A 25,767-nucleotide genomic window follows, 5' to 3' on the forward strand; every position below is an offset into this window, starting at 1 on the left:
CCGCCGCACCAGACCCCGCCCGGTCACGCGGCCTACGCGAGCCCGCCGCCGCAGCCCACGCCCGTCGGCGCGCCGCCGCACGGAACGCCGCCAGGCCAGGCGGGCTACGCGAGCCCGCCGCCGCAGCCCACGCCCCTGGGCGCGCCGCCGCACGGGACGCCGCCGCCGGTCATCGACGCGACCTTCTCCCCGCAGCGCCCGCTCCCCACGCCGCCGCCCGGCCCGACGCCGGTCGGCGAGCGCCGCCGCGGGCGCCGGCTCGGCCTGCTGGTCGTGCTCGTGCTGCTCGCCGGCGGTGCTGCCGCCGGCGCCTTCCTGGCGCGGCCCGACGGCGCCGCCGAGCAGCCGCCCGCCGCGTCCGCGACACCGGCGCCCAAGCAGGAGGCGCCGGCCGCCCAGGAGCTCGAGAGCGACGCGTACCGGCTCGTGCTGCCCGCGGGCTGGTCGACGATGTGCGAGGGCGGCAACGCGGGCTACTGCCAGGCGTCGGACCAGCGGTGGGAACGCGCGGCGGTGACGAGCGGGCCGATGGTGACCTGGCTCGACCACTCGCCCGAGAACCGCTGGGACCGGGGCGTCGGCCTGCAGAACGTCGCGCAGATCATCCAGTCGAACTTCAGCCTCACGCTGGACTCGTTCGAGCCCACGGATGTCGGCACGGAGACCATCGAGGGGCGCAAGGTCCGCCAGATCGTCTTCACCTACGACGACCGCCAGCAGGGACGCGTTCACGGGTTGAGCTACGTGTTCGAGGAACGCGGGACGTTCTTCGCCGTCACGGGCCTCGCGAAGGACGCCGACAGCGCCCGCCGCGCGGCGCGCGCGATCGTGCAGCCGCTCGAGCCCCGCTAGCCAGTTCGGCGGTTCGAGGTCGTTTGGATGCGGGTAATCCTCAGAACATGTTGCTGTCGCGTCGCGACATCGATGTGGTCCGTCACCACGCCTTGGTGCACGGGTTGCTGCAGCCTCCGGACGCCGACCTCGAGGAGATCGTCGAGGCCCTGCGTGAAGAGGTCCGGACCCTGCGTGCGCAGCTGTCGGAGCTGCGCACCGCACAGTCCTAGCTCGACCCTGCATACCAGAATTCGGCGGCCCGGGCCAGTGATTGCGCTGGCTCTCCGGAGTCTGTAGGGATCCCAAACGTGGTTGGATTCCGTGAGCACCCCCGTGCGGTGCGAGTCGCTCTTCTCTTCGTGGTCCTCGCCGCCGGCTTGGCGGCCGGGTGGTTCGTCGGTGGAGGACGCGAGGCCTCCGTGGCCAAGGCGGAGGAGGTTCCCTTCATCCCCGCCTCGTCGACGCAGCTCGCCGCGTTCACGCCGCCGGCCGAGGTCAAGAGCCTCGTCACGATCAAGAGCTCCGCGCAGTTCGGGGGCACCGGCTCCAACTACGTGTGCGACCGTGAGCGGCTGGTCGCCGCGCTGGCCGCCAAGCCCGACCACCTGAAGGCCTGGGCGCGCGTGCAGGGCCAGCGCCCGACCGCGGACGCGGTCGCGGGCTACATCCGCAAGCTGCGCGCGGTCACCCTGGTGGAGCCGACCCGCGTCACCGACCACGCGTTCGTGAAGGGCCGCGCCGAACCGGCGCAGGCGATGCTCGCCCAGGGCACCGCGGTGCTCGTGGACGCCGATGACGTCGTCCGCGTTCGCTGCCGCAGCGGCAGCCCGCTGCGCCCGCCGGTGATCGCGGAGAAGGAGGAGTGCAAGGGCTGCCCGGAGACCTTCCAGGCGCCGCCGCCGCTGCTCAGCTCCCCGTCCTACGTTGTGCACCCCGCGCCGCCGCCGGCCAAGGGCGACGTGAAGTCCGACGCCAAGCCGGTCACGCGCCCGACGACGATCCAGGTCGTCAAGCGGCTGCCCGTCCAGCAGGTCGAGCAGCGCAGCGAGACCGACGCCGAGGGCAAGACGGTGGTCAAGACCGTCACGGTCACCAAGGAGGGCACGCCCCAGCCGCCCGTCATCAAGATCAAGCGGGTCCCGGGGCCCACGCGCACCGTGATCGTCCGTCGCACCCGCACCCGCACGGTCCAGGTGCCGGTCGTGCGCACGCGCACGGTCGTGGTCGAGAAGCCCGTCATCCGCTACCGCACGCAGATCGTCTACGAGGGCTCGGGATGACCCCGTGCTCGGTTGTTCGGTGACGGTCGCTCTTCGCGCATCGATGCGCCGACTCGCCGGTCTGCTGCTGGCGCTGTGCGGCACGCTCGCCGTGGCGGGCGTCGCGGCGCCGGCGGCGAACGCGGGTGACGTGTGGCTGTGGGTCTGCCAGGGGCCTGAGGGTCAGCCGCTGCCCCAGACGGGCGATCGCGCCTCGAGAGCCGGCGGTGACGCCGCGGCCAACCGCTGCGGTGACGCCTCCGGGCGCGCGCTGACCGCGCGCCCCGCCTCCGGCCGCGCGGGGTGGTCGTTCTCCGTGCCGAGCCCGACGACGTTGAGGAGCGTCAAGCTCAACCGGAACGTGAGCCTTACGGAGGGCCAGCGCTACCAGCTGCTGGTCGGCGACACGCCGTTGGAGACCGCCGCCCCGGTCAACGGCGCGGCGGCGTACGACGCGACCGGCTCGCGCGTGGCCTTCGACGTCCAGTGCGTCGCCACCCGGTGCGACACCCCGGGCGGCGCCGAGGTCTCCTCGCTCGCGATGCGGGTCAGCGACACCGCGGCGCCCACGGGCGCGGTGGCCGGCTGGCGCAACCCGGCTTCCGGCGCGATGAAGATGGAGGTCAGCGCGATCGACAACGGAGTCGGCCTCAAGGAAGCGGTGCTCGCGGTGGACGGCGTGGAGAAGGGTCGCGCCACGTTCGGCGGCCCGGACCCGGCCTGCAAGGACCTGTCCAGCGACCCGGCTTCGGTCGACCTGGCATACGGGCTCGTCGGCCAGAACGACGTCGATTTCCAGCCCGTCGGCTGCATCACCCGCGGGCGCGTGGAGCTCAACCTCGACACGACCTCGCTTCCCGAGAGCTTCACCGCGGCCGACCTGCGCGTGATCACCGTGACCGTCACCGACCACGCCGGCAACGCGACCACGGTCATGACCCGCGGCACCGAGGTCATCAACCGGCAGCTGATCGAGAACATCCCGCAGCGCTCGCTGGTGATCGGCTCGAGCTTCACCGACCCGTTGATCCCGCAGCCCGGCAGCCCGGGCGGCGGCGTCCAGGGCGCCCAGGCGTCGTCGCCGGGCACGTGCGCCAACCCCGCCCTGACGATGGTCCTCGACCAGCCGCCGCTGCGGACCACGCGCGGCGTCATCGTCCTGCGGCGCAACAAGCGCTACCGCTTCGCGGGCCGCCTGACCTGCACCGTCGGCGGCGTCCGCCGCTCGGCGCCCAAGCGCACGCGGATCGACATCCGCACCACGATCGGGGGCAGGACCCGGAACGCGACCGCCCGCACCGGCGAGCGGGGCGCGGTCCGGGCCTTCCTGCGCGCGTCCCGCTCCGGCGCGGTCGTCTTCCGCTACACCAGCCCGGGCGGCAAGCGCTCGCAGGTGACGATCCGCTTCCGCGTCGAGCAGTCCCTGCCCCGCGGCACGACGATCTACGGCCGCTGGCTGCGCTACGAATCCCCGAGCGACCGCGTCCGCTTCACCGAGCTGGAGGCGCGCAAGGTGCCCGCCGGCGCGACGGTCACCGTCCGCTGCCGCGGCAGCGCCTGCCCCGGTGCCCTGGCCCGAAGCTTCTCGGTCGGCAAGTCCGCCCGCGGGTCGATGTCGCTGCTGGCCGCGGTGAACGGTGCTTCGCTGCGCCCGGGCGCCGCGATCGACGTCACGATCACCAAGCCCGGCTTCGCGGGCATCGGCAAGCTCTACTGCGTGCGCTCGGGCCAGAAGGTCCAGACCCGCTCCTACCGGGTGGGCGAGAACCGCCCGGCCTGCAGCGCGGGCGCGAGCGCCGCGGCCAAGCGCCCGCGCATCCGCGGCGCGATCCGCGAATCGGGCTGACGCTCGGCCGCGCGACGTTTAGCCGACGGTGGAGAAGGCGTACACCTGAGATCGGCGAACGGCCCGTCGGTCACCGTCGGACGACCGTCGCGCCCACGCACGGTCGTCGCGGTCGTCGCGGTCGCCGACGGCTGCAAGGGCTCGCCCTGCCACGCGATGCCGCCGCGCGAGCTCGGCGTGGAACTCGTCGAACGCCGTCACGGCCTCCAGGAACTCCGCGGGCGGGAGCGCAGAATCGACACGCGCACGCGAAACTGGCGCGACCCCGCTCGCGGCGTCAACTGCGGGGTGACGTTCGTCCGCGCGGGCCTGTGGCGCTCAGCCTGGCCGGCAGGCCGTTCGGTACGGCATGGCGGGGAGGGCTTCTCGCCATTCGCGCGAGGTCAGCTCACGCCCGGCGACGCGGCAGGCGTGCTGCTTTCACACGCGGATCGAGAGGTCCCAGCGCAGTGCGGTACGGCTCGTGGAGAGCGCGAACAGGTGGCGGCCGTCCGGCGAGAGCGCAGCGGCCACGAAGTCTTGGGGCTCGACGTCCAGCGGTACGCCGACCGGTGTCCGCGTGGCCATGTCGGGGAGCTCGATCTCGCGCTGAGTGCCGGCGCGCTGTGGGCAGCGAGCGCCGCGGACGACAGCGTCCTCCGGCTCGACCCGGACTCCGGCCGGCTGAGCGCTCGGATCCCGATCGCCGCGGCGGCCGGCGGGCGGGTCGCGGGGCCGTCAGCGGTGGTCGGCGGCTTCGGCTCGATCCGGGTCGCGAACAGCCTGGCCGGAACGGCCAGCCGCATCGATCCGCAACTCAACGCGGTGACCGCCACGATCCGCGTCGGCGAGCGCCCGACGCGCATCGCCGCCGGTGAGGGCGGCGTCTGGGTGCTGGACGCCGCTGACGGCAAGGTCGTTCGCATCGACCCACGACGCAACGTGCCGCTCGCAGCGCTCGACGCCCGCAGCCGCATGTCGGCCAGACGCCTGCCCGTGCCTCCGCGGCCCTCCACGCTCGCCGCCGTCGCGGCCGCCGAAGCGCTGCTCGACGCGGTCGCGCGCTCCGACGGCACGCGCGCTTCGGTCAACGCTTGGCTCCGGCGTCTGCGGACCACGACGATCATCGGCGCGGTGCGCTTCGACGGCGGCGGCGACATCGTCGGCCCTCGCTTCATGGTCATGCGCTCCCAGGCCGGCGCCACCGGAGCTGCCACCGGCGTCCCCAACACCCGTGCTCGATTCGTGTGTTGACGCCCGCGACCGGGAGCGCGTCGCGCGACGCGGGTGGGTGATCGCGGGGCCGCTCAACCCGCCGTACAGGCCCCTCCGTCGGCTGAACCGGCTTCCGTCGCGCCGTGCACCTGGTCGGACGTGCAGCGCACAGGTTCGCCGCCGCACCGTATTTTCGCCGGATGAATGGTCCGGGCGCGCGCTGCACGCGCGTGCATCCCTTCGCAACGTCCGCCGCACCCGGATGGACACCGGCCGCAGGACCGCACGGTCGCGGCCGATGGTCCGCCCGCGCGCTCGCCTGCGCACTGCTCGCACTTGCGGCTCTGGCCGTCGCCGCGGCGGCGGAGGCCGCGCCGCACTGCTTCGGCGCCGCTTCACGCGACCCCGAACGTCGCTGCCTGAACCCCGGGCTGGCCCGACTGGTCGCGCCCACCCCCGATCAGGCCCTCCTCAATCCCAACTTCGCGTGCCGTCCCCACAAGGTCACCGAGCAGCTCTCGCCGTGCACATTCGGCGCGACCCACCCAAGCGCGACCGTCGCGCTGATCGGCGACAGCCATGCGCAGCACATGCGCCCGGCGCTCGCGGTCGTCGCCAGGCGACGCAACTGGCGAGTGGAGGACGCCTCGGTGCCGCTGTGCATGTTCTCGACGGCGACCACGGGCGCCGGGCCGCCGTTCGATCAACGCTGCCCGCAATGGAACGCCGACGTCATGTCGTGGCTGCACGACCACCCGGAGATCCGGACGATCTTCGTCGCCGGCAAGGCCGAGCAGTTCGTCATGCCCGCGCCCGGCCAGAGCGCGCACGCCGCCCGTCTGGCGGGCTACATCGCGCGCTTCTCCGAGCTGGCCGACAGGAACGTGATCGTCGTCCGCGACGCGCCCGCGGAGCCCATCGCAACCAAGGACTGCGTCCGTCGCCGGATGGCTCACCAGCGCCCGCTCGAAGGCGCCTGCTCGTACCCGCGCCGGCTCGCTCCGGATCCAGCCGCCGCGGCCGCGCGTGCGACCGGCCGGCCGGCCATCGACCTGACACGCCAGTTCTGCGACTCGCGGCGCTGCTATCCGGTGATCGGCGGCGCGCTCGTGCACAAGGACACCGACCACCTCACGCAGGTCTTCGCCCGCACGCTCGGACCGTTCCTGGACCGCGCGCTGACCAAACACGCCGGCACGCGTCCGTCACGACCGTCGGCAGTCGCAGCGCCGGGCCACGGCCCACGATCAGGTCGGAAGGACCGCAATGGCCTCGATCGAGACGAGGAGACCCCGCGGAAGCCGCACGTGCGCCGGAGCGGAGCGCGCCGGCGGCGGGTCGGGCATGTGCCGCGCGTACACCTCATTCAGGCGAGCGAAGTCCTCGACGTCGGCGTAGAAGATCGTCGTCTTGACCACGTCGTCCATCGACGCGCCCGCCGCCTCGAGCACGCGCGCCAGGTTGGTCAGCGCCTGCTCGGTCTGAGCCTCGATCCCCTCCGGGATCGCGCCCGTCGGATCGATGCCGGCCATCCCGGAGCAGAAGACGAGGCCGTTGGCGACGATCGCCTGGCTGTACGGACCGAGTGCTGCCGGCGCCTGCTCGCTGGACACTGCGCGTCTGGTCATCGAGCAAGTCTCCCTTACGAGCCGCCATCGCGCCACGCGCGACGACAGGTCCGCCCGCGGACATCGACCCGACCGATGTGATCGTGGGTCGCGACCTCCGGCCGGGGGAGATCGACGGCGAGGAACAGGACGCGCGTCACGCGCGGAGTGACACGCCGCGGCCCGGCTGAGAGCATCCGCGTACAACGGTCGCTCAACCCTGAGCGCGCTGGACAAGCGGAGGTTCGATTCGTCGCCACCGCTCTCGGTGGCATCGTGGCCGCGGCTTTCGCGGCCCTCCTCGGGATCTTCATCGCCCGCCCCGCCGCCGCTCAGAGCGATGGTTCCAAGCGCCCATGGCGCCGCGGACGCCACGACCACCCCGAGACCCATGATGCTGCCAACCTGCGCTCGTGACCGGCCCAAGCGCGCCGATCCGCAAGGCCTATCGCGACAGACTTCCCGCGGAAGTGGCGGAGACAGGTCGCGGCAACGAGCTCTGGTACCTGCTTCCCGAGCTGATCGACGAGCGAGAGAGGGCGGAGGCGGGCGGTGATGCCCCGTCTGCGCCCACAGACACCCCGGGCGCGCCGGCCGCAGAAACCGTCCGTACTGCGAAGTAGCGCCGTCAGGCACCAAGGTGTGGACGTCCGAGGACGTCGGTGCCGGGCTGGGTTCGCGCTCAAAGCTCGACTCCACGGGCGTGGTCGCGGTCCCTGACCCGCCGGTACGGTTCCGCCCGTGAATCTCATCCGCCGCATCGAGACCGGTCACGGCGAGTTCCTGCTGTTCGCCCTCACGCCCCCGCGGCTGGCGACGGAACCCGGGCAGGTGCGCGAGATCGCCGACGTGACCACCGCCCGTCTGCGTCCGCTCGGCCTCGACGGCCTGATCCTCTACGACATCGCCGACGAGGCGGAGCGCAACCCGGCCGAGCGCCCGTTCCCGTTCATGCCCACGTTGGATCCCGCCGACTACCTCGCCGATCACCTCGACGCGTGGCCGACGCCGGTGATCGTGTATCGCGCGGTGGGCAAGTACGCGCCCGAGGAGCTGCGGGGGTGGCTGACGGCGCAGGATCCCGCCCGGGTCATGACGGTCCTGGTCGGAGCGGCGTCGAGCGCCGCGGCCACTCGAATGTCGCTCGCCGACGCCCAGGCGCTGCGCCGGGAGGCCAACGCGGCGCTCACGCTGGGCGGCGTCGCGATCCCTGAGCGCCACAGCCGGCGCGAGGACGAGCATCTGCGCCTGCTGGCCAAACAGGAGTCGGGTTGCCGGTTCTTCGTCACGCAGGTCGTCTACGACTTGAACGCCGCGAAGAGCTTCGTCTCCGACTATCACTATGAGTGTCGGTCGCGCGGCGTGCCGCGGGTCCCGCTCGTCTTCACGTTCTCGGTGTGCGGATCGATGAAGACGCTGGCCTTCCTGCGGTGGCTCGGCGTCGACGTCCCGCGGTGGATCGAGAACGACCTCCGACACGCCGCCGACCCGCTCGAAGCGTCCTACCAGCAGGCGCTGGCGACCGCCACCGAGCTGATTGCGTTCTGCCGCGCGCTCGACGTTCCGTTCGGCATCAACGTCGAGAGCGTCTCGATCCGTCGCGTGGAGATCGAAGCGTCAGTGCGCCTCGCCGAAGCGCTCCGAGCGCAGCTCAGGAGCTGAGAGCAGCCGACTGCAGCCGAAGCGAGACAATGCCAAGCGGTGCCGGCACGGGACCGGTGCCCCAGATCGCCACCTGGACCGCTGCTCGTTCGGCCTGGTTGAGACCGAAGCTGTTGTCGGCGTCGTAGCGCATCACGAACCTGATCATCTCCTCAAACACCATCGACGTCGTGCCCATGCGCGCGAGCGCGTCCACGGTGCTCTGTCCGTCGCGCGAGTCGACCAGTTCGTCAGCGTTCTGGTCGAGCCGGGCGAAGTGAAAGCTCGCCACGGCGGAAAAGTACGCTTCGGGAAGCGGCAGCGGGGGCGGCTGTGGCGATGGGGCAGTGGCGGTGGCGGCGGAGCCGGCGCGGGGGGCGCGGGAGGAGCAGGCACGAAGGGAGGCGGAGCAGGCGCGGTCAGGCCCCCCGGGCGACTCGCCGGCCACCCACCGAGTCGCGCCACGATGCGCTTGAGCTCGCCGCTGGAGACTCGTCCGTCGCTGCCGGCGTAGCGGCCGACGAAGGCGTGCAACTCCTGGCTCGATAGCCGGGCGTCGCGGTGGCGGGAGCCGGACCGTCGGTCGGCGGCGTCAAGCAGCCGGCCGGCGAAGGCGAACCCGCGCGCGTCGCGCCGGTCGATCGTTCCGTCGAACGTGCGGTCGGCGGCATATCTGAGCGCCGTCACCGCGTGACGCACGCCCTCGGGTGCTCGTGGGCCGAGGTGGGCGCGGGCCAACCCCCAGCTGGTCCAGCATCGTCCGCAGTTCGCGACTGGACGTCGTCCGGTCACGTCCAGCCGCGTGCTCGACGAACCGCCGGAGCTCGCTGTGCGAGACGCGTCCGTCGCCGCCTCGATCGGCCGCGGCGACGACCGCGCCGGCGAAATCCGAGCGACTGGCATCGGCGAGCGTCACCTCGCCGTCGAACGTCACGTCAGCGGCGTACAGAAGCGCGTTGTGGATCTGGCGTGCTGGCGTCGCGTTGATCGACTGAGCGCCTTGCGCGACTGAGACACACCTCGGAGCCGCCGCCACGACCGCGTGGTTGCGCCGTAGCTGCGGACCATCCGCGTGCGCGGAACCTCTCACCGCGCGCGAGAGCTGTCAACCGGTATCAGATGCCCTTGCAATCACCACGCCACCGTTTCGTCGCGCGTGGCGACGACCGGGACGCCGGCTTGGCGGAGCTGGTTGGCGTAGGCCTCGCCCTCGTCGCGCAAGACGTCGGCCCCGGCGGTGATGACCAGGGCCGGCGGGAGCCCGGCGAGCTGCTCGGTCCTGGCGCGCAGCGGCGAGGCCGTGATCTCCTCGCGCTGCCCGCGGGCGCCGAGACGAGCGTCACGTGCGCGCCCGAGCCCGCGAGCCGCGCGAGCAGCGCGTGCCGCGTGACCAGCGCGCGGTCCTGAGAAGGCCATACGGTCGTTCGCAGCCGCGCTCCTCGGCATCCCGGACGCGAGCCACCGGAGCCCCCTGGCGATGCAAACCGCGCCGGACCGACGGCGAATCCGAAGCGCCCCCGGTTGGATTCGAACCAACGACCTGCGGATTAGAAGTCCGCTGCTCTATCCAGCTGAGCTACAGGGGCCTGGCGGCGCAGCTTAGATGCTGCGCCGCCGGATTCCGTTAACAGGGCACCGGCTTGGCCGCGCCCGGCGCCTGGCACTGGGTCGTGACGACCGGGGTCTTGCGCGGGAGGATCTTGAGCGTCTTGATCGCGGTGCCCATGCCGGGCTTGGAGACGGTGACGACGATCGTCGAGCCGGCCTTGAACGGCTTCTTGAGGAGCTTCTTGAGGGAGACGGTGCCGGAGGCGTTGGTCTTCTTGAACCCCTTGGTGGAGACGGTCGCGCCGTCCGGGACGCCCTTGAGGACCAGCGAGGTGAGCTTGGTCTGCTTCTTGGTCGAGTTGCTGAAGGTGAAGGTCAACGTGACGTTGATCTGCGGCGCCGACTTGCCGGTGGCGTTCAGGCCCGGGATGGTCGAGCCCGTGGGGCCGGACGGGCCGGCGGGACCGGCGGGCGGAGCCGCGGGCGCGGGCGCGGGGACGACCGTGAACGTGCGCTTGACCGGGGCGGTCTCGACGTTGCCGGCCGCGTCGGTCGCCTGGACCTCGAACGTGTAGACGCCCGGGGAGAAGCCCGCGGCGGTGTGGGCGCCGGCCGCCGAGCACGGGGCGAACGCGCCCGGGGTCAGCGCCGCCGGGTACACGCGGCAGGCGAACGCCGCGTTGGGCTCGTCTGCGCCGAACGCCCACGTCAGCGCCGTGTCGGAGGTCGTGGCGCCGTCGGCGACGCCGGCGCTCACCGCCGTCTTGGGCGCGACCTCGTCGATCGCGAACGCGCGGGCCACGTCGGTCACGTTGCCCGCCTTGTCGGTCACGCGCGCGGTGAACACGTAGGCGCCGTGTGGCTTGCCGGACACGCTGTGGGCGCCGGCGGCGCTGCAGCTCGAGAAGGCGGCCGGCGCGCCGGCCGGGACGACGCTGCAGGCCACGGAGGCGACGCCGGTGGTCGCGTCGGACGACTGGATCGTCCAGGACTGCGTGCCACCGGAGCGGAACACGGCACCGTTCGGGCCGCCGACGGTGACGGACGGGGCGGCGTTGTCGATCACGGTGTTCACGGCGGGCGAGGTCTTGGTCCGGCCGGCGGTGTCGACCGCGGTGGCGACGGCGGTCACGGTCCCGTCCTTGAGCGCCGCGGTGTTGAAGGTGGCGGAGTACGGCGCGACCGGGTCGCTGATCGTCACGCCGCCGAGGGTGAAGTCGACCCGGGCCACCCCGCCGTTGTCGGTCGCCGTCGACTGCAGCGTGACGGCGCCGCGTACGGTCGGAGTGACCCCTCCGAACGTGATCCCCGGGTCCTGGATGTCCTTGAAGACCGCGGTCACGTCGAAGCTCCGGGTCATCGACAGCGTGCACGTGACCTCCTGGTTGGAGCAGGCGCCGGACCAGCCGTCGAAGATGAAGCCGTTCGCCGTGCCGTGCGCGGTCAGCTCGACGATCGCCGGGATCTCCTTGCACGTCGGCCGCGGGCCGGTCGTGCACTGCAGCGTGCCCTGGTAGGCGCCTGAGCACGTGCCCTTCGGAGCCTGGCCGCCCGGCGCACGCTCGCAGGCGATGCCCCCCGACCCGGTGACCTCACCCGCTCCGGAGATGTCCACCTGCAGGGTGCCGCCCGCGAACGCCGGGGAGGCGGTCGCGGCGAACACAGCGATCAATATCAGGGCGAGACGACTGGCAATGGACACGGGAGGACATCCTTGGCTCGGGTGCCGCGCAAGCAAAGCCGCGCGGGCTTGCCGCATCCTTGGCGGGACCTTGGCGCGCGCCGTCTACACGCGGCGGTAGAGCCGGCCGGGCCGCCCCGGCCCTTCCGAGCGCTGGGAGCCCGTGTCCTCGAGCAGCCCGGTGGCGCGCATGTCGCGGCGGAAGTTCGCCGCGTCCACCACTTCCCCGCGCAGCGCCTCGTACAGCAGCTGCGCCTGCTTGAGGGTGAACGGCTCCGGGAGCAGCGCGAGCGCCTTGCGCACGAACCAGACCTTGTCGGCGACGCGCGCGTGCAGGCGCCAGATGCCATCGTCGACGATCGTCGCGTGGTCGAGCGCCAGCTCCGGCAGCCGGTCGACGGGATGCCAGGACGCTTCGCGCTCCGCCGGCCCGTCCTCCGGCAGCGTCTCGGGTCGCACCAGGGCCATGTAGGCGATCGACGGCAGCCAGCCGCGCGGGTCGCGCGACGGATCGGCGTACGTGCGCAGCTGCTCCAGGTGCACGCTCCCGACGCCGGTCTTCTCGCGCAGCTTGCGCTCGGCGGTCTCGCTGGGGCTCTCGCTCGCGCCCACGAACCCGCCCGGGAGCGAGAAAAGCCCGCGCTGCGGCTCCTCCAGCCGGCGCGCGAGCAGCACGCACAGGCGCCCGTCGAGCAGCGTGAACACCACGGGATCGGCGGTCAGGCCGATCGGCGCCTCGTAGCCCGCGGTGTTCGTGGCCTTCACTGCACCGCGGCGCCGACGACGTTCTTGACCGCGGCGACGAACGCGTCGACGTCCTCCTCGGTCGTGTCCCAGGAGCACATCCAGCGCACCTCGCCGGTGTGCTCGTTCCAGACGTAGAACTTGAACTCGCGCTGGAGCTCCTCCGCCGCGCCCGGCGGCAGGATCGCGAACACGCCGTTGGCCTGGACGGGCTGGGTGAGCTGCACCACCTCGCGCACGCCGTCGGCGAGCCGGGCCGCCATCGCGTTGGCGTGGCCGGCCGAGCGGCGCCACAGGTCGCCCTCGAGCAGCGCGAGCAGCTGCGCCGAGATGAAGCGCATCTTCGACGCCAGCTGCATCGACTGCTTGCGCAGATACAGCAGCGAAGGCGCGATCTCCGGGTGCAGGACGACGACCGCCTCCGCCGCGAGCAGGCCGATCTTCGTCCCGCCGAAGGAGACGACGTCCGCGCCCTCGACCACCTCGCGCAGGGAGACGTCCAGCGACGCCGCCGCGTTGGCCAGCCGCGAGCCGTCGATGTGGAACAGCATTCCGTGCGCGTGCGCGTGATCGGCCAGCGCGCGCAGCTCGTCGACGCTGTAGAGCGTTCCGAGCTCGGTCGACTGGGTCACGGAGACCACGCCGGGCTGCACCGAGTGCTCATCGCCGATCCGGATCACGCGTGTGTCCACGAGCTCCGGCGTCAGCTTGCCGTCGGGTGTGGCGACCGTGAGCAGCTTGATGGCGCCCATGACCTCGGGCGCGCCGCCCTCATCCACGTTCAGGTGCGCGGTCTCGGCGCACACGACGCCCTGCCACGGCCGCAGCATCGCCCGCAGGCCGACCACGTTCGCGCCCGTGCCGTTGAAGACGGGATAGATGTCGCGCGTGCCGAAGACGTCCTCGGCCCGGTCGCGCAGCTGGTCGGTCCACTCGTCGGCCCCGTAGGAGACGGCGTGCCCGGTGTTGGCCGCCGCGATGGCCTCCAGCGCTTCGGGGAGGATCGGGGCGTAGTTGTCGGAGGCGAAGGCGCGCATCGGCGGTGACTTTAGGACGCGCACGGTCACGGTTCCCGGCGGGACCTCCGTCAGGCCCGCGTCGCGCACCTCGGCGACGCAGTTGTCCATCGCGTCCCAGCGTTCCGGGACGATCACCCGCGCGCGGCTCACGTCGAGGCCGAGCGCGTCCGCCATCACCGCGGCGTGCGCGATCTGGGCGAGCGTCTTGCCCGTGCTCATGTGGACATCCGGGTTGATGGCGTAGACGACGGGCGCGGACGAGCTGGACGGCGGCGGGTCGAGCTCGGTCGACATCGCCTGGATCTTGGTCAGCGTCTCCGAGCGCTCCGAACGCCGCCGCGGCGGCAGCGCGATCACGCCGTCCCCACCGCTCGCGTGCGGCTCTTCCAGCAGCCGCGCGAACTGCGAAGGCTGGCGCGCCCGCAGCACGACCTTCCCCGCCCGCCGCCGCCACTCGTCCGGCAGCTCGAACTGCTTGGTCGCCCGCACGGCCGCGAGCCCCACCATCCGTCCACCCTCGCTCAACGACGTGAACGCGCCGCGCCGGATGACGATGTACATCCGGTAGGGATCGTCGGTCACAGGTTCACGCCGAGCCAGACGATCACGAGCGAGACGAGCAGGATCGCGCCCTGCAGCCAGTGGGCGGCACCCCACTTCAGGTGCGCCAGGATCAGCCCGCCGGCGACCACGAACAAGGTGAGCTTCGCGTGCAGCGTCGAGTCGTCCCACAGATCGCGATCGCTCGCCATCCACGCGCCCGTCGCCAGCAGCACGGCCAGCGCGGCCAGCGACATCCAGCCGAACCGCCGCGCGACGGCCCGCAGCCCTTCCCGGTCGCGGCCGCGCAGCCCCGGCACCACCGCGAGGCCGAGGACCAGCTGCCCGCCGACGAACGTCGCCATGGCGAGCAGGTGTAGATAGAGCGCGAGCATCGCGGGATTCGTAGCACGGGCGTCAGAGACGCACGCGCCGCATGAACGCGGGATCCCGGGGGGCACGGCCGAGCATGCGATCGACGAGGCTCGGCCGCGGCGCGGGCGACACGCTGCGGCCCGCCCACAACGCGGCGTAGTCACTCTCCTGCGGCGGAATCCGCAGCGGCTCGGTCAGGTCCACTCGGCGCGCCTGCGCGTAGATCAGCATTGGGCGCCGGCGCGGGAGGACCGGCCGGCGACCGACCTCAAGCGGATCCGACAGCTCCCACCAGCGTTCTGCGCCCTCGGACACCAGCACCCGCTCGAGCTCGTACCCGTTCTCGCGGGTGAACGCTCGGAACGGGACCTCTGGGCCCAACTGATAGAAGCCATGGCCCGCGTAGTGGTCGAACGGGCTGATCGTGATCAGATGCCCGCCCTGGGCGACCATCCGCATGCAGCTGCGCAGCGCCGTCGGGAACTCGAACACGTGCTCGAGCGTGCCGCCGTCGAAGACGCAGGAGAACTGAGCGTCGAGCGTGTCGACCGGCCGGTTGAGGTCGGCGACGATCGTCGCGCCCTCGTAGTCGGACGCGTCGAGCGACGACACCGACCCGGCGCCCAGCCGCTCAAACAGCGGCTCCGCCCAGCGGTCACCGGCGAGTAACTCCCGTGCGTCGTGCGCCGCCAGCGGCCGCCCATGATCGCGGAACGCCGCCTCCAGCGCGTCCTGCTCCAGGAATAGCTGCTGACGGCCGATCGTAAGTGTGCGGGCCAGATCGACGCCTGTCGCGGTCAGTAAGAACCGCAGTCCCGCGGCATCGACACCCACCGTCAGTGCTGGATTCGGGTCGGCATGAGCCGACACGCTAGTGATCGGGGCGCCCGGATTCGAACCGGGGACCTCGTGCTCCCAAAGCACGCGCGCTAACCAGGCTGCGCCACGCCCCGTCAGAGGTCAGTATCGCAGCGGGCTAATGATTTGCCGCCAGCTGCCGATCAAGTAGGCAACAACTCGTTCCATCTCCCGACAAAGGCAAACCATCCGCGAGGACGGGGCGCAAAGCCACGGGGCTCTCTGAGCCAGCCGGGCTACCGAAGGATTCGTGCCTGCACGGCACGTCGGGTCGACGGAACGCACTGACCCGACCACTGACCGAGACGGAGCCGTCAGCCGTGCACGCCAAGAAGATCTTCACTCGCATGATCCCCGCCGTGGCCGTCGCCGCCGGCCTCGTGTTCGCCGCGCCCGCCTCCGCCGCTCCGGCGAAGAAGGGCAGCAAGGCGACCAAGACGATCACGGCCAAGATCGCGCTCGGCGACAAGCGCTCCACCAAGGCCAAGGCGAAGGCGACGAAGGCCAAGAAGGTCCAGGCCAAGGCCTCGCTCGCGCCCTGCTCGAACACGACGATCACGCCGGACGCCGCCAACCTCGAGGTCGTGCGCGCCGCGATCCTGTGCCTGCACAACCAGATCCGCAACACCGCGGGCCTGCCGCTGCTCAAGGACAACGCGAAGCTGCGCAAGGCCGCCGCGGGCCACTCGGACGACATGGTGGCCGACGGCTTCTTCGACCACACCAGCCCGGACGGCGACACGTTCGTCGACCGCATCCTGGCCGCGGGCTACGCCAAGCGCAACGACGCGTGGACGATCGGTGAGAACCTCGCGTGGGGCACGGGCGAGCTGAGCACCCCGCAGGCGATCATGGACGCCTGGATGAACTCGGCCGGCCACAAGGCCAACATCCTCAAGAAGTCCTACAAGGAAGTCGGCATCGCGATCCGCCTCGGCGTGCCGAGCGACGCGGGCGTCGGCGCCACCGTGACGGCCGACTTCGGCGCCAAGGCCTGACCCCTATCCTCGACGTCGATGGCCGACGTCGAGCCCCTTCTGGCACTGCACTACGACCTGGTGAAGGTCGGCGGGCTCCAGCCCGTAGCCGCCCCGCCCTATGACGTGATCGATTCGGCCCAGCGAGCGGCGCTCCTGGGCCGTTCGCCGTACAACGTCGTCGAGATCGATCTTCCCTTCAGCGACTCCGACCCGTACGCGCACGCTGCGCAGACGCTCACCGCCTGGACGACCGAAGGCATCGTCACCCGCGACAACACCCCGGCTCTGTGGGCGCTCGCACAGGACTACACCGGGCCCGACGGCCGGCAGCGCACCCGCCACGGCGTCTTCGCGCGCGTGCGCGTGGAGGACTACGGCCCCGGCCGCATCCGCCCGCACGAGCGCACGCATCCCGGCCCGAAGGAGGACCGGCTGCGGCTCACGCGCGCCACACGCACGAACCTGTCGCCGATCTTCAGCCTCTACGACGACCCGCAGAACGCCGCGTGGAAGGCGATCGCGCCGTTCACGCAATCGGCGCCCTGGGGCGAGGTCAGCGACGACGAGGCCACCACGCACAAGCTCTGGCGCGTCGATGACCCGCAGGCGATCGAAGCCTTCAAGGCCGCGCTCTCGGGCACCGAGCTGCTGATCGCCGACGGCCACCACCGCTACGAGACCGCGCGCGTCTACCAGCAGGAGAACCCGGCCGCGACCCACGTGCTGATGTGCCTGGTCGCCCTGCAGGACGAGGGCCTGACCGTCTTCCCGACCCACCGCCTGGCCACGAACGCCGACATGGAAGCGCTCACCGCCGCGTTCGGGCGCGACTGGACCACCGAGCCGCGTGCCACGCTGAGCATCGGGTACTACGCCAACGGTGAGCTCTCCACGCTCTACCTCAAGGACTGGGAGGTCGCCGACGCGGCGCTCATCGGCAAGCCGGAGCCGTACCGGCGCCTGGACACGGCCGTGCTGGAGAAGCTGATCCTGATGGACGCGCTCGGGCTCACCGAGGACGACATCTCCCACCTGCACGGCCTCGACTACGCGCGCACGCCGGAGCAGGCCAAGGCGAAGGTGGACGCGGGCGAGGCCGACGCGGCCTTCCTGATGAACGCGAGCCCGGTCGAGCGCGTGCGCGACGTCGCCGTGGCGGGCGAGAACATGCCGCCGAAGTCGACCTATTTCTTCCCGAAGGTGCTGACGGGGATGGTGTTCAATCCCCTGGAGGACTGATGGCACTCATCAACCGGTCAGAGAAGACCTCGTCCCAGGCGATGCGGGCCGTCGCGCGCAAGCGCGAGCGCTACACGCATGACGTCAAGACGGGACGGCACACGATCACCGTCGACGAGCCGGAGAACCAGGGCGGGCAGGACATGGGCCCGAGCCCGCAGGAGCTGCTGGCCGCGGCGCTCGCCGCCTGCACGGCGGTGACGATGGAGATGTACGCCGAGCGCAAGGGCTGGAACGTGGACGGCCTCGAGGTCGACTGCCGCTACTCCCCCGCCCAGCGCGGCTGCCCAACCCGCTTCGAGATGGTCATGCGGATGCCGGCCCACCTGAGCGAGGAGCAGGTCGAGCGCCTGCAGGTGATCGCCGCCAAGTGCCCGGTGCACCGCACCCTCGAGGGCGAGGTCGCCTTCGACGAGCGGGTCGAGCTCACCTGACCACGCGCGAGCAGCTGCAGGCGCGCCTCCTGGACCCCGAGGAGGCGCTCGGCATGGCCGTCTACGGCGGGCGGACGCACTCCGCCGTGCTCGTGCCGCTGTTCACCGACCACGCCGGGCGGCTGCACGCCGTCTTCACCAAGCGCCGCGAGGACCTCTCCCGGCACGCCGGCGAGATCTCGTTCCCGGGCGGCCGCCGCGACCCCGGCGAGAGCCTCGAGGAGACGGCGCTGCGCGAAGCCCACGAGGAGATCGGGCTGCCGCCGTCGGAGGTGGACGTGATCGGCGCGCTCGTGCCGGTCGGAACGGTCGCCACCGACTACGCCATCTATCCGTTCGTCGGCCTGATCGAGCCCGGGTTCGCGTGGGTGATGCAGGAGACCGAGGTCGCGGAGGTGCTCGAGCTCGCGCTCGACGACCTCGTCGCCGGCCATTCCCTCAAGCGGATGGTGCGGCGCGGGATCGCGTTCCGGACCGACGTCTACGAGGTCGACGGCCACATGGTCTGGGGCGCGACGTCGCGCATCCTGACCGACCTGCTCAACCGCCTAGAAGTCGGTCCACGGCGGCCTTGGCGTCTTGAGCGGGAGTGACGACCTCCAGCGGGATCTGCCAGGTCTCCGAGCTGCGCCGCGCCAGCGCCTCGAACGCGCCCTCGTAGACCACGCCCCGCACGTGCGTGTCGACGAGCTTCTCGAAGAACATCCGCAGCCGGCCTTCGGGGATCTCGATCGTGCCGGCCAGCCAGCACACGATCGTGACGCCGTGCAGCGCGTCCATCAGCGTCGCGATCCGGTCGGGATCGCCGACGTAGGGCTCCGCCCCGGCCGCACGGATCTCCTCCACATGGGCGCCGCGCGTGGTCCCGCGCACGGCGTGGCCGTCGGCCCGCAGCGCCGACGCCAGCGCGCGCCCGCGGCAGCCGCAGGGCACGATCAGGACGCGCGCCACTCGTCCTCGATGTCCTCGAGCGTGCGCTCGGGCTTGCCGCGGCGGCGCCGCAGCTCGTTCTGCGCGGCGACCATCTGCTCGATGTCGTCGAGCTCGTTCTCAGCCTCGACCTCGGGCGAACGGGTCGGCTTCCAGTCCAGGATCTCGTGCGTCGACCGTTTGCTGAAGAGTCCTAACAGCAACACGGTCACGACGAGCGCGCCGACCAGTACGGTCGAGACCACAGTGAACGTGTCCACGCCGCGAGTGTAGGCTCGCCGCTCCGATCGCCCTCCCCAGGTGTTGAGCTTCCCGTGACCCGAGCCGTCCTTGCCGCCACTCTCGCCCTGCTCGTGAGCGCTCCTGCAGCGCACGCCGCCCTGCCGGAGCTCCCGAACCAGCTCCCGGGCGACGTGACCGCCTCGTCGGTGCGTTCGGATCCTGACACTTGGCTCGTCGGTGCCACACCGGGCGCAGCGTCGGCGAAGATCGCGGAGCGCTTCGGCGCCCGCCACTCCGGCCTCGGGAACTACGTGGTCGAGCGCTCGCAGGCCAAAGCGCTCGCGGCCGCGCTGGAGAAGGCGGGCCTGCTGCTCTACGCGCAGGCCAACACGATCCTGGACACCAAGCAGTCGGTGCCGGACGACCCGCTCTCGACGCCGCCGAACGCGTGGCGCGCGAAGGTGGCGCCGCCGAGCTTCGTCCCGCCGGTGGTCGCGCCGACCAGCCCGCTCGTCGCGCTCGTGGATGCGGCGGCGGACCCGTCGCACCCTGACCTGGCCGGCAACCCGAACTTCAGCGCGCTGCCGGGCGTCCCGATCACCAGCTCGCACGGCACGGCGACCGCCGCGGTCGCGTCGGCGCCGCAGAACAACGTCGGCATCCTCGGCGTCTGGCCCGGCGCGCGAGCGGTCAACGTCCCGCTGCCCGTCGCCGCGGGCACCGAGGGCGGGATCACGTGCGCGTCCTCGGGCGAGGCGATCGGCAAGGCGATCCAGGCCGGCGCCGCCGTGATCAACATGAGCTACGGCTCGCCGTCGCGCTGCGCCGCGGAGTGGGTGCAGCTGTACTTTGGGATCGCCAAGGGGATCATCCCGGTGGCCGCCGCGGGCAACGAGTTCCAGGAGGGCAACCCGCTCGAGTTCCCGGCCTCGCTGCCGCACGTCGTCACCGTCGCGGCCACCACGCCGGACGACCGCAGCGCGATCTTCTCCAACGCCAACACGGCGGTGGACCTGAGCGCGCCGGGCGTGGGCATCCTCACCGCGGTCCCGCCTTCGCTGGACGGGGACGGCGTCCAGGACGGCTACCAGGCGATGGACGGCACGAGCTTCTCGGCGCCGATGGTGTCGGCCGCGATGGCCTGGGTCCGTGCCGCGCGGCCCGACCTCTCGCCCGATCGCGTGGTCGAGGCCGTCAAGCGCAGCGCGACCGACGTGGTCGCGCCGGACGGCGTGAACCGCCCGGGCTGGGACCCGCTGACCGGCTTCGGCGTCCTCAACGTCGGCGGGGCGCTGACCAAGCCGGCCGAGCAGCTGCCGATCCAGGACCCGGTGGAGCCCAACGACAACCTCGTGTGGGTGGACGGCACCGCGTTCGGCAAGCCCGCGACGCCGATCTGGTCCGGCGGCAAGGGCGTCGAGCTCAGCGCGCTGCTGGACAAGACCGAGGACCCGGTGGACGTCTACCGGATCGTCATCCCGGCCCGCGAGTCCGCCCGGATCACGGTCCTGCCGCGCTTCGGCGACCCGGCGCTGGAGGTCTTCACGACCGACGCGATCTCGGTCAACGACGTCGACGGGCGCGTGGCGCGTTCGCGCAACTCGGGCACCAAGAAGGCCGAGCGCGTGACCGTCCGCAACCGCGGCTCCAAGAAGCGCTCGTACTTCATCGCCATCAAACCTCAGGGCAGTTCGCGCTACCAGGAACGCCAGTATTCGTTGCGCGTTCGCTGATCTCGTGATTAGAGTCGGCGGGATGCGCCGAGCCGTCGTCTTTGCTCTCGCCGCGCTCGCGCTCTCGTGCGCGGCGCCTGCGTACGCCACCCGCACCGTCGCGCTCGACGCCGCCGGCGCCGTGCACGCGTACGTCGTCGGCAGCGACGGCGCGCTCTACCACGCGCCCCCCGGCGGCGTGCTGACGCGGCTCGGCGGTGAGCAGCTGGCGCAGCAGCCGGTCGCGGTCGAGCGTGACGCCACCGGCACCCTGCTGGTCGCCGCGCGCGCCGAGGACGGCACGGTCTACGCGCTGCCGGACGGCGAGTGGTCCGCGCGCGTACCGATCGGCACCGGCGCGGCGGGCCCGCCCGATCTGCTGCTCGACGACGGTCGCCTCGCGGCCTTCTACCGCGGCGTGGACGGCAAGCTCTGGACCGCGACGCAGGCGGCGACGGGCTGGAGCGCGCCCGAGGCGCTGGCCGAAGACGTCGCCGGCGAGCCGGCCGCGATCCTCGACCGCAACGGCGACCGGGTCGTGACCGTCCGCGCGGGCGACGGCACGCTCACCACCGCCTGGCACACCGGCGCCGCGTGGGCGCGCGACTCGCTGGGCGGCCCGGTCACCGGTGACCCGGCGCTCGTGCGGCACCCCGACGGTCGGCTCGAGGTCTTCGCGCGCGGCACGGACGGTGCGCTGTGGCGCAGCGCCCAGGAGCCGCCGGCGTTCGCGTTCAGCGCGTGGGCGCCGCTCGCGCCCGACGCGATCGCGGGTTCCCCCGCCGCCGCGCTGGACGGCGCCGGCCACCTCCACGTCTTCGCGCGCGACGCCGCCGGCGCGCTGCGCCTGTTCAGCGGCGGCACGGTCGAGTCGCTCGGCGGCGCGCTCACCGGCGACCCCGCCGCGATCCGCGCCGGCTCCTCGCTGATCCACGTCGTCGCGCCGGGCGAAGGCGCGCGCTGGTTCGTGCGCTCGCAGGCCGGCCTGCTGACGTGGGAGCCGCTCTTCCGCGCGCTCGGGGAAGCCGCTCCGCCCAAGGCGCCGGACCCGGTCATCGTGGTCCCCGCGCCGCCGCGCGCGCCCGAGGTCGTCTCCCCCGTCTACGCACCCAAGCGCCTGCTCGTCGACCTGCGGGCGAACGCGAAGAACGGCGTGTTCAAGGCGCTCACGCTGCGCGGCGTGCCCGCGGGCGCGACCGTCACGGCCACGTGCGCGAAGGGCTGCAAGCGCCCGTCGCTGACGTTCACCAACGTCAGCGGGACCGTGTCGCTGAAGGCGTTCTTCGCCAAGCGGGCCAAACAGGGAACGCTCAAGGCCGGCACCAAGATCCGCGTGGTCGTGTCGGCGCCGAACATGATCGGCGCCGTCAAGACGCTCACGGTGCGGGCGCGCAAGGCTCCGTCGGTCGCCACGCGGTGCCTGGCACCGGGCGCGACGACCGAGTCGCTCTGCTAGCCGGCCCGCTCGTAGGTCGCGGTGAACGTGCCGCGCGCGACGGCGCCCTCGAGCTTGTCCAGCACGGCCTGCGGCTCCGCGCCCGCTTCCAGCGCCGAGGCGTCCTTGAGCGCATACATGCTGAACACGTAGCGGTGCGGTCCGTCGCCCTCAGGCGGGCACGGCGCCGCCCAGCCTTCCTTGCCGGCGGAGTTCTTGCCGTACTTCGTGCCCGTCGGGAACTGGCCGTCCGGCGCGAGGCCGGCGCCGGTGGCGGCCGAGATGCCGAACGCGGTCCAGTGGATGAACGGGCCGTCCTCGGCGTCGGGGTCCTCGACCACGAGCACGGTCTCGACGGCCTGCCCGGCCGGAACCTCACGCCACACGATCGTGGGGATCGTGCCGGCGCCGTCGCACGTGTTGGCGGCCGGCAGCTTGCCGTCCTTCACGACGGGCGAGGAGAGCTTGATGGTGTTCGGCGCGGTCGGCAGCGTGCTGGCCGCGGGCTCGTCGTCGCCGCCGCAGCTCGAGACGCCGAGCGCGGCGGCGGCGAACGCCGCTAGGAGCGGGCGGCGGGCGCCCACTGCTCTTCGGCCAGGTTGCCGGTCCCCTCGAGGGCCTTCGGCGTCGGAACGGCGGGGTTGTCGCGCAGGTACCACTCGGCGTCCAGGGCGGCCTGGCAGCCGGAGCCGGAGGCGGTGATGGCCTGGCGGTACGTGTGGTCGACGAGGTCGCCGGCGGCGAACACGCCCGGGATGTTGGTGCGGGTGGAGCGGCCTTCGACCTTCACGTAGCCGTCTTCGTCGGTCTCGATCAGGCCGTCGACGATCGCGGACTGCGGCTCATGACCGATCGCGATGAAGGCACCCGCCATCGGCACCACCAGCTCTTCACCGGTCTCGGTGTTGATCAGGTCGGCACGGTCCAGCTGGCCGTTGTCGCCGGCCAGGAAGGCCTTGACGACGTAGGGCGTCAGGAACTCGATGTTCTCGGTCTTCTGCGCGCGCTCGAGCATGATCTTCGAGGCGCGGAACTCGTCGCGCCGGTTGACGATCGTGACCTTCGAGGAGAACTTCGCGAGGAAGATGGCCTCCTCCATCGCGGAGTCGCCGCCGCCGACGATGATCGTCGTGCGGTCCTTGTAGAAGGCGGCGTCGCAGGTCGCGCAGTAGGACACGCCGCGGCCGCCGAGCTCCTCCTCGCCGGGCACGCCGAGCTTCTTGTGCTCCGCGCCCATCGCGAGGATCACCGTGCGGGCCTTGTACTCGTCGTCCTCGACCCAGACCGTGTGCGGCTCGCCTTCGGCACCGGGCTCGAACCGCGTCACGTTGTCGGTGATGAAGCGCGTGCCGAAGCGCTCCGCCTGGTCGCGGAACTTCTGCATCATGTCCGGGCCCATGATCCCCTCGGGGAAGCCCGGGTAGTTCTCCACGTCGGTCGTCTGCTGCAGCAGGCCACCCCAGAGGAAGCCCTCGATCACGAGCGGGTTCAGATTGGCTCGGGCCGTGTACAACGCCGCCGTGTACCCGGCGGGTCCACTGCCGATGATGATCACGTTCTCGACGTCTGCCATTCGTCCCTTTCCACGCTCACGCTTTACTTTGTATAGTAGCGCCGCGTTCCCGGCGCCATGTTTCCACGCGCGCGCGAAGCTTGAAGAAGGAGATCACTCCTGGGAGCAGTGGTAGCCAGAACGTGAGGGCGCGGAACACCAGGACCGCGACGACCGCGAGCCCGGCGTCCACGCCGAACGCCGCGAAGGCGCCGATCATGCCACCTTCGACGCCGCCGACGCCGCCCGGGATCGGCAGCAGGTTGCCGAGCATCCCGACGAAGAAGGCCTGGATCAGCACGGCGACCGGCGGCGCGTCGCCAAAGGCGCGGAACGCCGCCCACAGCACGGCGATCTGCGCGGCCCAGAACAGCAGCGCGCCGAGCAGAGCCGGGTCCCGGCTGCGCAGGTGCGCGAGCGCGTCGTGCAGGCCGGCGCTCGACGCGGCGGGGATGGACGCGAGCCGCTGGGCGATCCGGCCGAGCATGCCGGTGCGGCGCGCGAAGCCGTCGAGGCGGCGCTGGAGGTCGGTCGGGACGAGCAGGATCAGTGCGGCGACGCCCATCATCACGGTCGCGATGATGGCCGGGACGACGGTCATCGGGAACGGCGCCTCACCGGGGAACAGGCCGACGCGCAGGCCCACGCCGCAGATGATCACGGCCGCCGCGTAGGGGAAGTAGGTCAGGACGAGGAAGCTGATCGTCTTGTCGGCGACGACGCGCTTGGGCAGGCCGGCCTGGCGCAGCGCCCACGCCTGCAGGACGAGCCCGCCGGCGCCGCCCGCGGCGAAGATGCGGCTCGCGGCCAGGCCCGCCATCGTGATCAGGAAGCTCTCGGTGCGCCCGATCACGCCGTCGCCGACCTTCGAGAACACGCCGCGGAACATCTCGATGTAGCCCCAGAACATGCCGAGCGTGAGCAGCAGGGCGAGCACGATCCAGAACGGCGAGCCGTCCTCGATCCGGCTCCACGTGTCGTCCAGGCCGGTGAGCTGCGGCAGCAGCAGGTAGAGCCCGAGGATCATCGCGGCGAGAAAGCCGCACAGGGTCAGGACGCTGCGGCCGGTGAACTCCAGCCCGCGGTCATCGTCGTCGTGCTCGTCGCCGGGCGGGCGGGGATCCACCGTCTGCTCCGGCGCGCGGGTCATGCCCGGGCCCTCGCCTCGAGCTGTTGCAGCGTCCGGCTCAGCCGCGTCGCCGTGGGAGCGACCTTCGGCGTCGCCACGCGGATGCCCTCCGCGAGCGCCAGCCCGGCCGCGAGGTCGGTCACGTAGTGCTCGCCCAGGTACACGAGCGCGAGCCCGAGCGTGCTGGCGTAGATCCAGCCGAGCAGACCCGCGACACGGCCCGTGTCGCTGAGCACGTGCGCGGCCGTCACGGACGTGGCGAAGTGCAGCGACGGCATGGCGGCCAGGGGGTTGCCTCCGAGGACACCGTACAGGGGCGCCCAGCCCTGCCTCCAGAACTGCTCGCCGTACTCGACCATCATGCGGCGCAGCTCCGGCGTGCGGCCGTCCTCCATCAGGCCCTGCTGGGCCGCGTACCACGGCGGGGCCGTCGGGATCGCCCAGTAGCCGATCACGCCGACGTCGAAGGTCGCGTAGATCCGCGCCGCCGCGCTCGGGAACTGGTCGCGGTGCTTGAACAGGACGTAGGCCACGGTCCCGTGCGGGAACGCGAACCACACCCAGTGCGACCACACCAGGACCTTCTCCCACAGCTTGAACCCGTTCTCGGTCCCGAGCGCGCGCTGCAGCCGCATCGTGGGCGTCGTGCCGAAGCCGATCAGCCGGTCCAGCACGACCGGGTACTTGACCCGCACCCGCGCCTCGAGCTTGGCCGGGTCGTCGTTGGGCATCTGGTACGTGGCCAGATAGGCGTACATCTGCAGCACGCACATGCCGAAGTCCCGCCCGCGGCTGCGCGGCAGCAGCGTTCCGAGGGCGAAGGGCGTAGCCGCCGCAGCGGCGATCACCACGGGTGGCTTCAGGCGGAGCCGACGGCGGAGCAGCGGCGCCGCGAGGCCGACGGCGAGCACCGTGCAAGCGGCCGCGCGGGTGGCGGTCGAACGGGGCACGGACTCAAGAACTTATCGAGTCGCTCGGATGGGCTGGT

At 72.0% G+C, this 25,767-nt stretch carries 25 protein-coding genes, 2 tRNA genes, 4 pseudogenes and 1 riboswitch; of the genes and pseudogenes, 14 read left to right on the forward strand and 17 right to left on the reverse strand.

Going from position 1 to position 25,767, the window contains the following annotated elements:
* The 4 genes and pseudogenes from OJ962_RS12275 to OJ962_RS12290 form a co-directional block, all read left to right on the forward strand.
* Positions 1–852: pseudogene (locus tag OJ962_RS12275) on the forward strand (hypothetical protein); the annotation flags it as partial.
* 47 nt (positions 853–899) lie between these two features.
* A complete protein-coding gene (locus tag OJ962_RS12280; RefSeq protein WP_202957964.1) occupies positions 900–1,064 on the forward strand; it encodes a hypothetical protein in 165 nt (54 codons plus the stop codon).
* A gap of 108 nt (positions 1,065–1,172) precedes the next feature.
* Positions 1,173–2,114, forward strand: coding sequence for a DUF6777 domain-containing protein (locus OJ962_RS12285; RefSeq protein WP_202957963.1), 942 nt, complete (start codon positions 1,173–1,175; stop codon positions 2,112–2,114).
* A gap of 43 nt (positions 2,115–2,157) precedes the next feature.
* Positions 2,158–3,939, forward strand: a complete 1,782-nt coding sequence (locus tag OJ962_RS12290; RefSeq protein WP_202957962.1) for a hypothetical protein — start codon at positions 2,158–2,160, stop codon at positions 3,937–3,939.
* 44 nt (positions 3,940–3,983) lie between these two features.
* On the opposite strand, the pseudogene OJ962_RS34390 reads toward OJ962_RS12290, so the two are convergent.
* Positions 3,984–4,085, reverse strand: a pseudogene (locus tag OJ962_RS34390) (YciI family protein); the annotation flags it as partial.
* A 10-nt stretch (positions 4,086–4,095) separates the two neighbouring features.
* Here OJ962_RS34390 and OJ962_RS12295 point away from each other — a divergent pair.
* Positions 4,096–5,172, forward strand: a complete 1,077-nt coding sequence (locus OJ962_RS12295; RefSeq protein WP_270006365.1) for an NHL repeat-containing protein — start codon at positions 4,096–4,098, stop codon at positions 5,170–5,172.
* A 161-nt stretch (positions 5,173–5,333) separates the two neighbouring features.
* A pseudogene (locus OJ962_RS34395) lies at positions 5,334–6,293 on the forward strand (SGNH hydrolase domain-containing protein); the annotation flags it as partial.
* Between the two features lie 87 nt (positions 6,294–6,380).
* On the opposite strand, the gene OJ962_RS34400 reads toward OJ962_RS34395, so the two are convergent.
* The gene (locus OJ962_RS34400) at positions 6,381–7,133 is read right to left on the reverse strand and encodes a Rid family detoxifying hydrolase (protein WP_407697508.1); all 753 of its coding nucleotides are present in this window, start codon (positions 7,131–7,133) and stop codon (positions 6,381–6,383) included.
* Positions 7,134–7,481: 348 nt separating this feature from the next.
* Here OJ962_RS34400 and OJ962_RS12305 point away from each other — a divergent pair, with 348 nt between their 5' ends.
* Positions 7,482–8,402, forward strand: a complete 921-nt coding sequence (locus tag OJ962_RS12305; RefSeq protein WP_202957955.1) for a methylenetetrahydrofolate reductase — start codon at positions 7,482–7,484, stop codon at positions 8,400–8,402.
* Here OJ962_RS12305 and OJ962_RS12310 read toward each other — a convergent pair.
* Positions 8,392–8,673: a hypothetical protein gene (locus OJ962_RS12310; protein WP_202957954.1), complete on the reverse strand. Its 282-nt coding sequence runs from the start codon at positions 8,671–8,673 to the stop codon at positions 8,392–8,394. The genes OJ962_RS12305 and OJ962_RS12310 overlap by 11 nt on opposite strands.
* 510 nt (positions 8,674–9,183) lie before the next feature.
* Here OJ962_RS12310 and OJ962_RS12315 point away from each other — a divergent pair.
* Positions 9,184–9,393, forward strand: a complete 210-nt coding sequence (locus OJ962_RS12315; protein WP_202957953.1) for a hypothetical protein — start codon at positions 9,184–9,186, stop codon at positions 9,391–9,393.
* A 140-nt stretch (positions 9,394–9,533) separates the two neighbouring features.
* Here OJ962_RS12315 and OJ962_RS34405 read toward each other — a convergent pair.
* The 8 genes and pseudogenes from OJ962_RS34405 to OJ962_RS12355 all read right to left on the reverse strand — a co-directional run.
* Positions 9,534–9,698: pseudogene (locus tag OJ962_RS34405) on the reverse strand (alpha/beta hydrolase fold domain-containing protein); the annotation flags it as partial.
* Between the two features lie 195 nt (positions 9,699–9,893).
* Positions 9,894–9,967, reverse strand: a tRNA-Arg gene (locus OJ962_RS12325).
* Positions 9,968–10,005: 38 nt separating this feature from the next.
* A complete protein-coding gene (locus tag OJ962_RS12330) occupies positions 10,006–11,592 on the reverse strand; it encodes an Ig-like domain-containing protein (protein WP_202957951.1) in 1,587 nt (528 codons plus the stop codon).
* Between the two features lie 123 nt (positions 11,593–11,715).
* Positions 11,716–12,375 (reverse strand): NUDIX hydrolase, encoded by a 660-nt coding sequence (locus OJ962_RS12335; RefSeq protein ID WP_202957950.1) that lies wholly within the window; start codon positions 12,373–12,375, stop codon positions 11,716–11,718.
* Positions 12,372–13,391 (reverse strand): threonine aldolase family protein, encoded by a 1,020-nt coding sequence (locus OJ962_RS34410; RefSeq protein WP_202958012.1) that lies wholly within the window; start codon positions 13,389–13,391, stop codon positions 12,372–12,374. Before OJ962_RS34410 ends, OJ962_RS12335 begins: the two co-directional genes overlap by 4 nt.
* A 560-nt stretch (positions 13,392–13,951) precedes the next feature.
* Complete coding sequence (locus OJ962_RS12345) at positions 13,952–14,308, reverse strand: hypothetical protein (RefSeq protein WP_202957949.1); 357 nt, start codon at positions 14,306–14,308, stop codon at positions 13,952–13,954.
* 22 nt (positions 14,309–14,330) lie between these two features.
* Positions 14,331–15,158, reverse strand: a complete 828-nt coding sequence (locus OJ962_RS12350; protein ID WP_202957948.1) for a methyltransferase domain-containing protein — start codon at positions 15,156–15,158, stop codon at positions 14,331–14,333.
* A gap of 8 nt (positions 15,159–15,166) precedes the next feature.
* A tRNA-Pro gene (locus OJ962_RS12355) sits at positions 15,167–15,241 on the reverse strand.
* Between the two features lie 74 nt (positions 15,242–15,315).
* Positions 15,316–15,390, forward strand: a riboswitch (cyclic di-GMP riboswitch).
* A 103-nt stretch (positions 15,391–15,493) separates the two neighbouring features.
* On the opposite strand from OJ962_RS12355, the gene OJ962_RS12360 reads away from it, so the two are divergent.
* From OJ962_RS12360 to OJ962_RS12375, 4 genes are read left to right on the forward strand one after another with little or no spacing between them, the layout of a single operon-like run.
* Entirely contained in the window at positions 15,494–16,144 is a 651-nt protein-coding gene (locus OJ962_RS12360; RefSeq protein ID WP_202957947.1) for a CAP domain-containing protein, read from the forward strand.
* Positions 16,145–16,162: 18 nt separating this feature from the next.
* Positions 16,163–17,365: a DUF1015 domain-containing protein gene (locus OJ962_RS12365; protein ID WP_202957946.1), complete on the forward strand. Its 1,203-nt coding sequence runs from the start codon at positions 16,163–16,165 to the stop codon at positions 17,363–17,365.
* Positions 17,365–17,799, forward strand: a complete 435-nt coding sequence (locus tag OJ962_RS12370; protein ID WP_238932458.1) for an OsmC family protein — start codon at positions 17,365–17,367, stop codon at positions 17,797–17,799. Before OJ962_RS12365 ends, OJ962_RS12370 begins: the two co-directional genes overlap by 1 nt.
* A 53-nt stretch (positions 17,800–17,852) precedes the next feature.
* Positions 17,853–18,392, forward strand: coding sequence for an NUDIX hydrolase (locus OJ962_RS12375; protein ID WP_202958010.1), 540 nt, complete (start codon positions 17,853–17,855; stop codon positions 18,390–18,392).
* On the opposite strand, the gene OJ962_RS12380 is transcribed toward OJ962_RS12375, so the two are convergent.
* Together OJ962_RS12380 and OJ962_RS12385 are read right to left on the reverse strand one after the other, a co-directional pair.
* Complete coding sequence (locus OJ962_RS12380; protein ID WP_202957945.1) at positions 18,340–18,750, reverse strand: NAD(P)H-binding protein; 411 nt, start codon at positions 18,748–18,750, stop codon at positions 18,340–18,342. The two genes, OJ962_RS12375 and OJ962_RS12380, sit on opposite strands and share 53 nt — an antisense overlap.
* Complete coding sequence (locus tag OJ962_RS12385) at positions 18,735–18,989, reverse strand: hypothetical protein (RefSeq protein ID WP_202957944.1); 255 nt, start codon at positions 18,987–18,989, stop codon at positions 18,735–18,737. The genes OJ962_RS12380 and OJ962_RS12385 overlap by 16 nt, the downstream gene beginning before the upstream one ends.
* Positions 18,990–19,082: 93 nt before the next feature.
* On the opposite strand from OJ962_RS12385, the gene OJ962_RS12390 reads away from it, so the two are divergent.
* Both OJ962_RS12390 and OJ962_RS12395 read left to right on the forward strand, forming a co-directional pair.
* Positions 19,083–20,684, forward strand: coding sequence for a S8 family peptidase (locus OJ962_RS12390; protein ID WP_270006369.1), 1,602 nt, complete (start codon positions 19,083–19,085; stop codon positions 20,682–20,684).
* A gap of 22 nt (positions 20,685–20,706) precedes the next feature.
* Complete coding sequence (locus tag OJ962_RS12395) at positions 20,707–22,119, forward strand: hypothetical protein (RefSeq protein WP_202957942.1); 1,413 nt, start codon at positions 20,707–20,709, stop codon at positions 22,117–22,119.
* On the opposite strand, the gene OJ962_RS12400 is transcribed toward OJ962_RS12395, so the two are convergent.
* Genes OJ962_RS12400 through OJ962_RS12415 form a run of 4 tightly spaced genes read right to left on the reverse strand, consistent with a single transcriptional unit; the run spans position 22,116 to position 25,729 of the window.
* A complete protein-coding gene (locus OJ962_RS12400; protein WP_202957941.1) occupies positions 22,116–22,682 on the reverse strand; it encodes a YbhB/YbcL family Raf kinase inhibitor-like protein in 567 nt (188 codons plus the stop codon). The genes OJ962_RS12395 and OJ962_RS12400 overlap by 4 nt on opposite strands.
* The gene (gene trxB, locus OJ962_RS12405; RefSeq protein ID WP_202957940.1) at positions 22,658–23,671 is read right to left on the reverse strand and encodes a thioredoxin-disulfide reductase; all 1,014 of its coding nucleotides are present in this window, start codon (positions 23,669–23,671) and stop codon (positions 22,658–22,660) included. Before trxB ends, OJ962_RS12400 begins: the two co-directional genes overlap by 25 nt.
* Before the next feature lie 16 nt (positions 23,672–23,687).
* The gene (locus OJ962_RS12410) at positions 23,688–24,800 is read right to left on the reverse strand and encodes a lysylphosphatidylglycerol synthase transmembrane domain-containing protein (protein ID WP_202957939.1); all 1,113 of its coding nucleotides are present in this window, start codon (positions 24,798–24,800) and stop codon (positions 23,688–23,690) included.
* Complete coding sequence (locus tag OJ962_RS12415; protein ID WP_270006370.1) at positions 24,797–25,729, reverse strand: phosphatase PAP2 family protein; 933 nt, start codon at positions 25,727–25,729, stop codon at positions 24,797–24,799. The genes OJ962_RS12410 and OJ962_RS12415 overlap by 4 nt, the downstream gene beginning before the upstream one ends.
* Positions 25,730–25,767: the final 38 nt, after the last annotated feature.

It is taken from the genome of Solirubrobacter deserti, assembly GCF_027587175.1.
Taxonomy (GTDB): domain Bacteria; phylum Actinomycetota; class Thermoleophilia; order Solirubrobacterales; family Solirubrobacteraceae; genus Solirubrobacter; species Solirubrobacter deserti.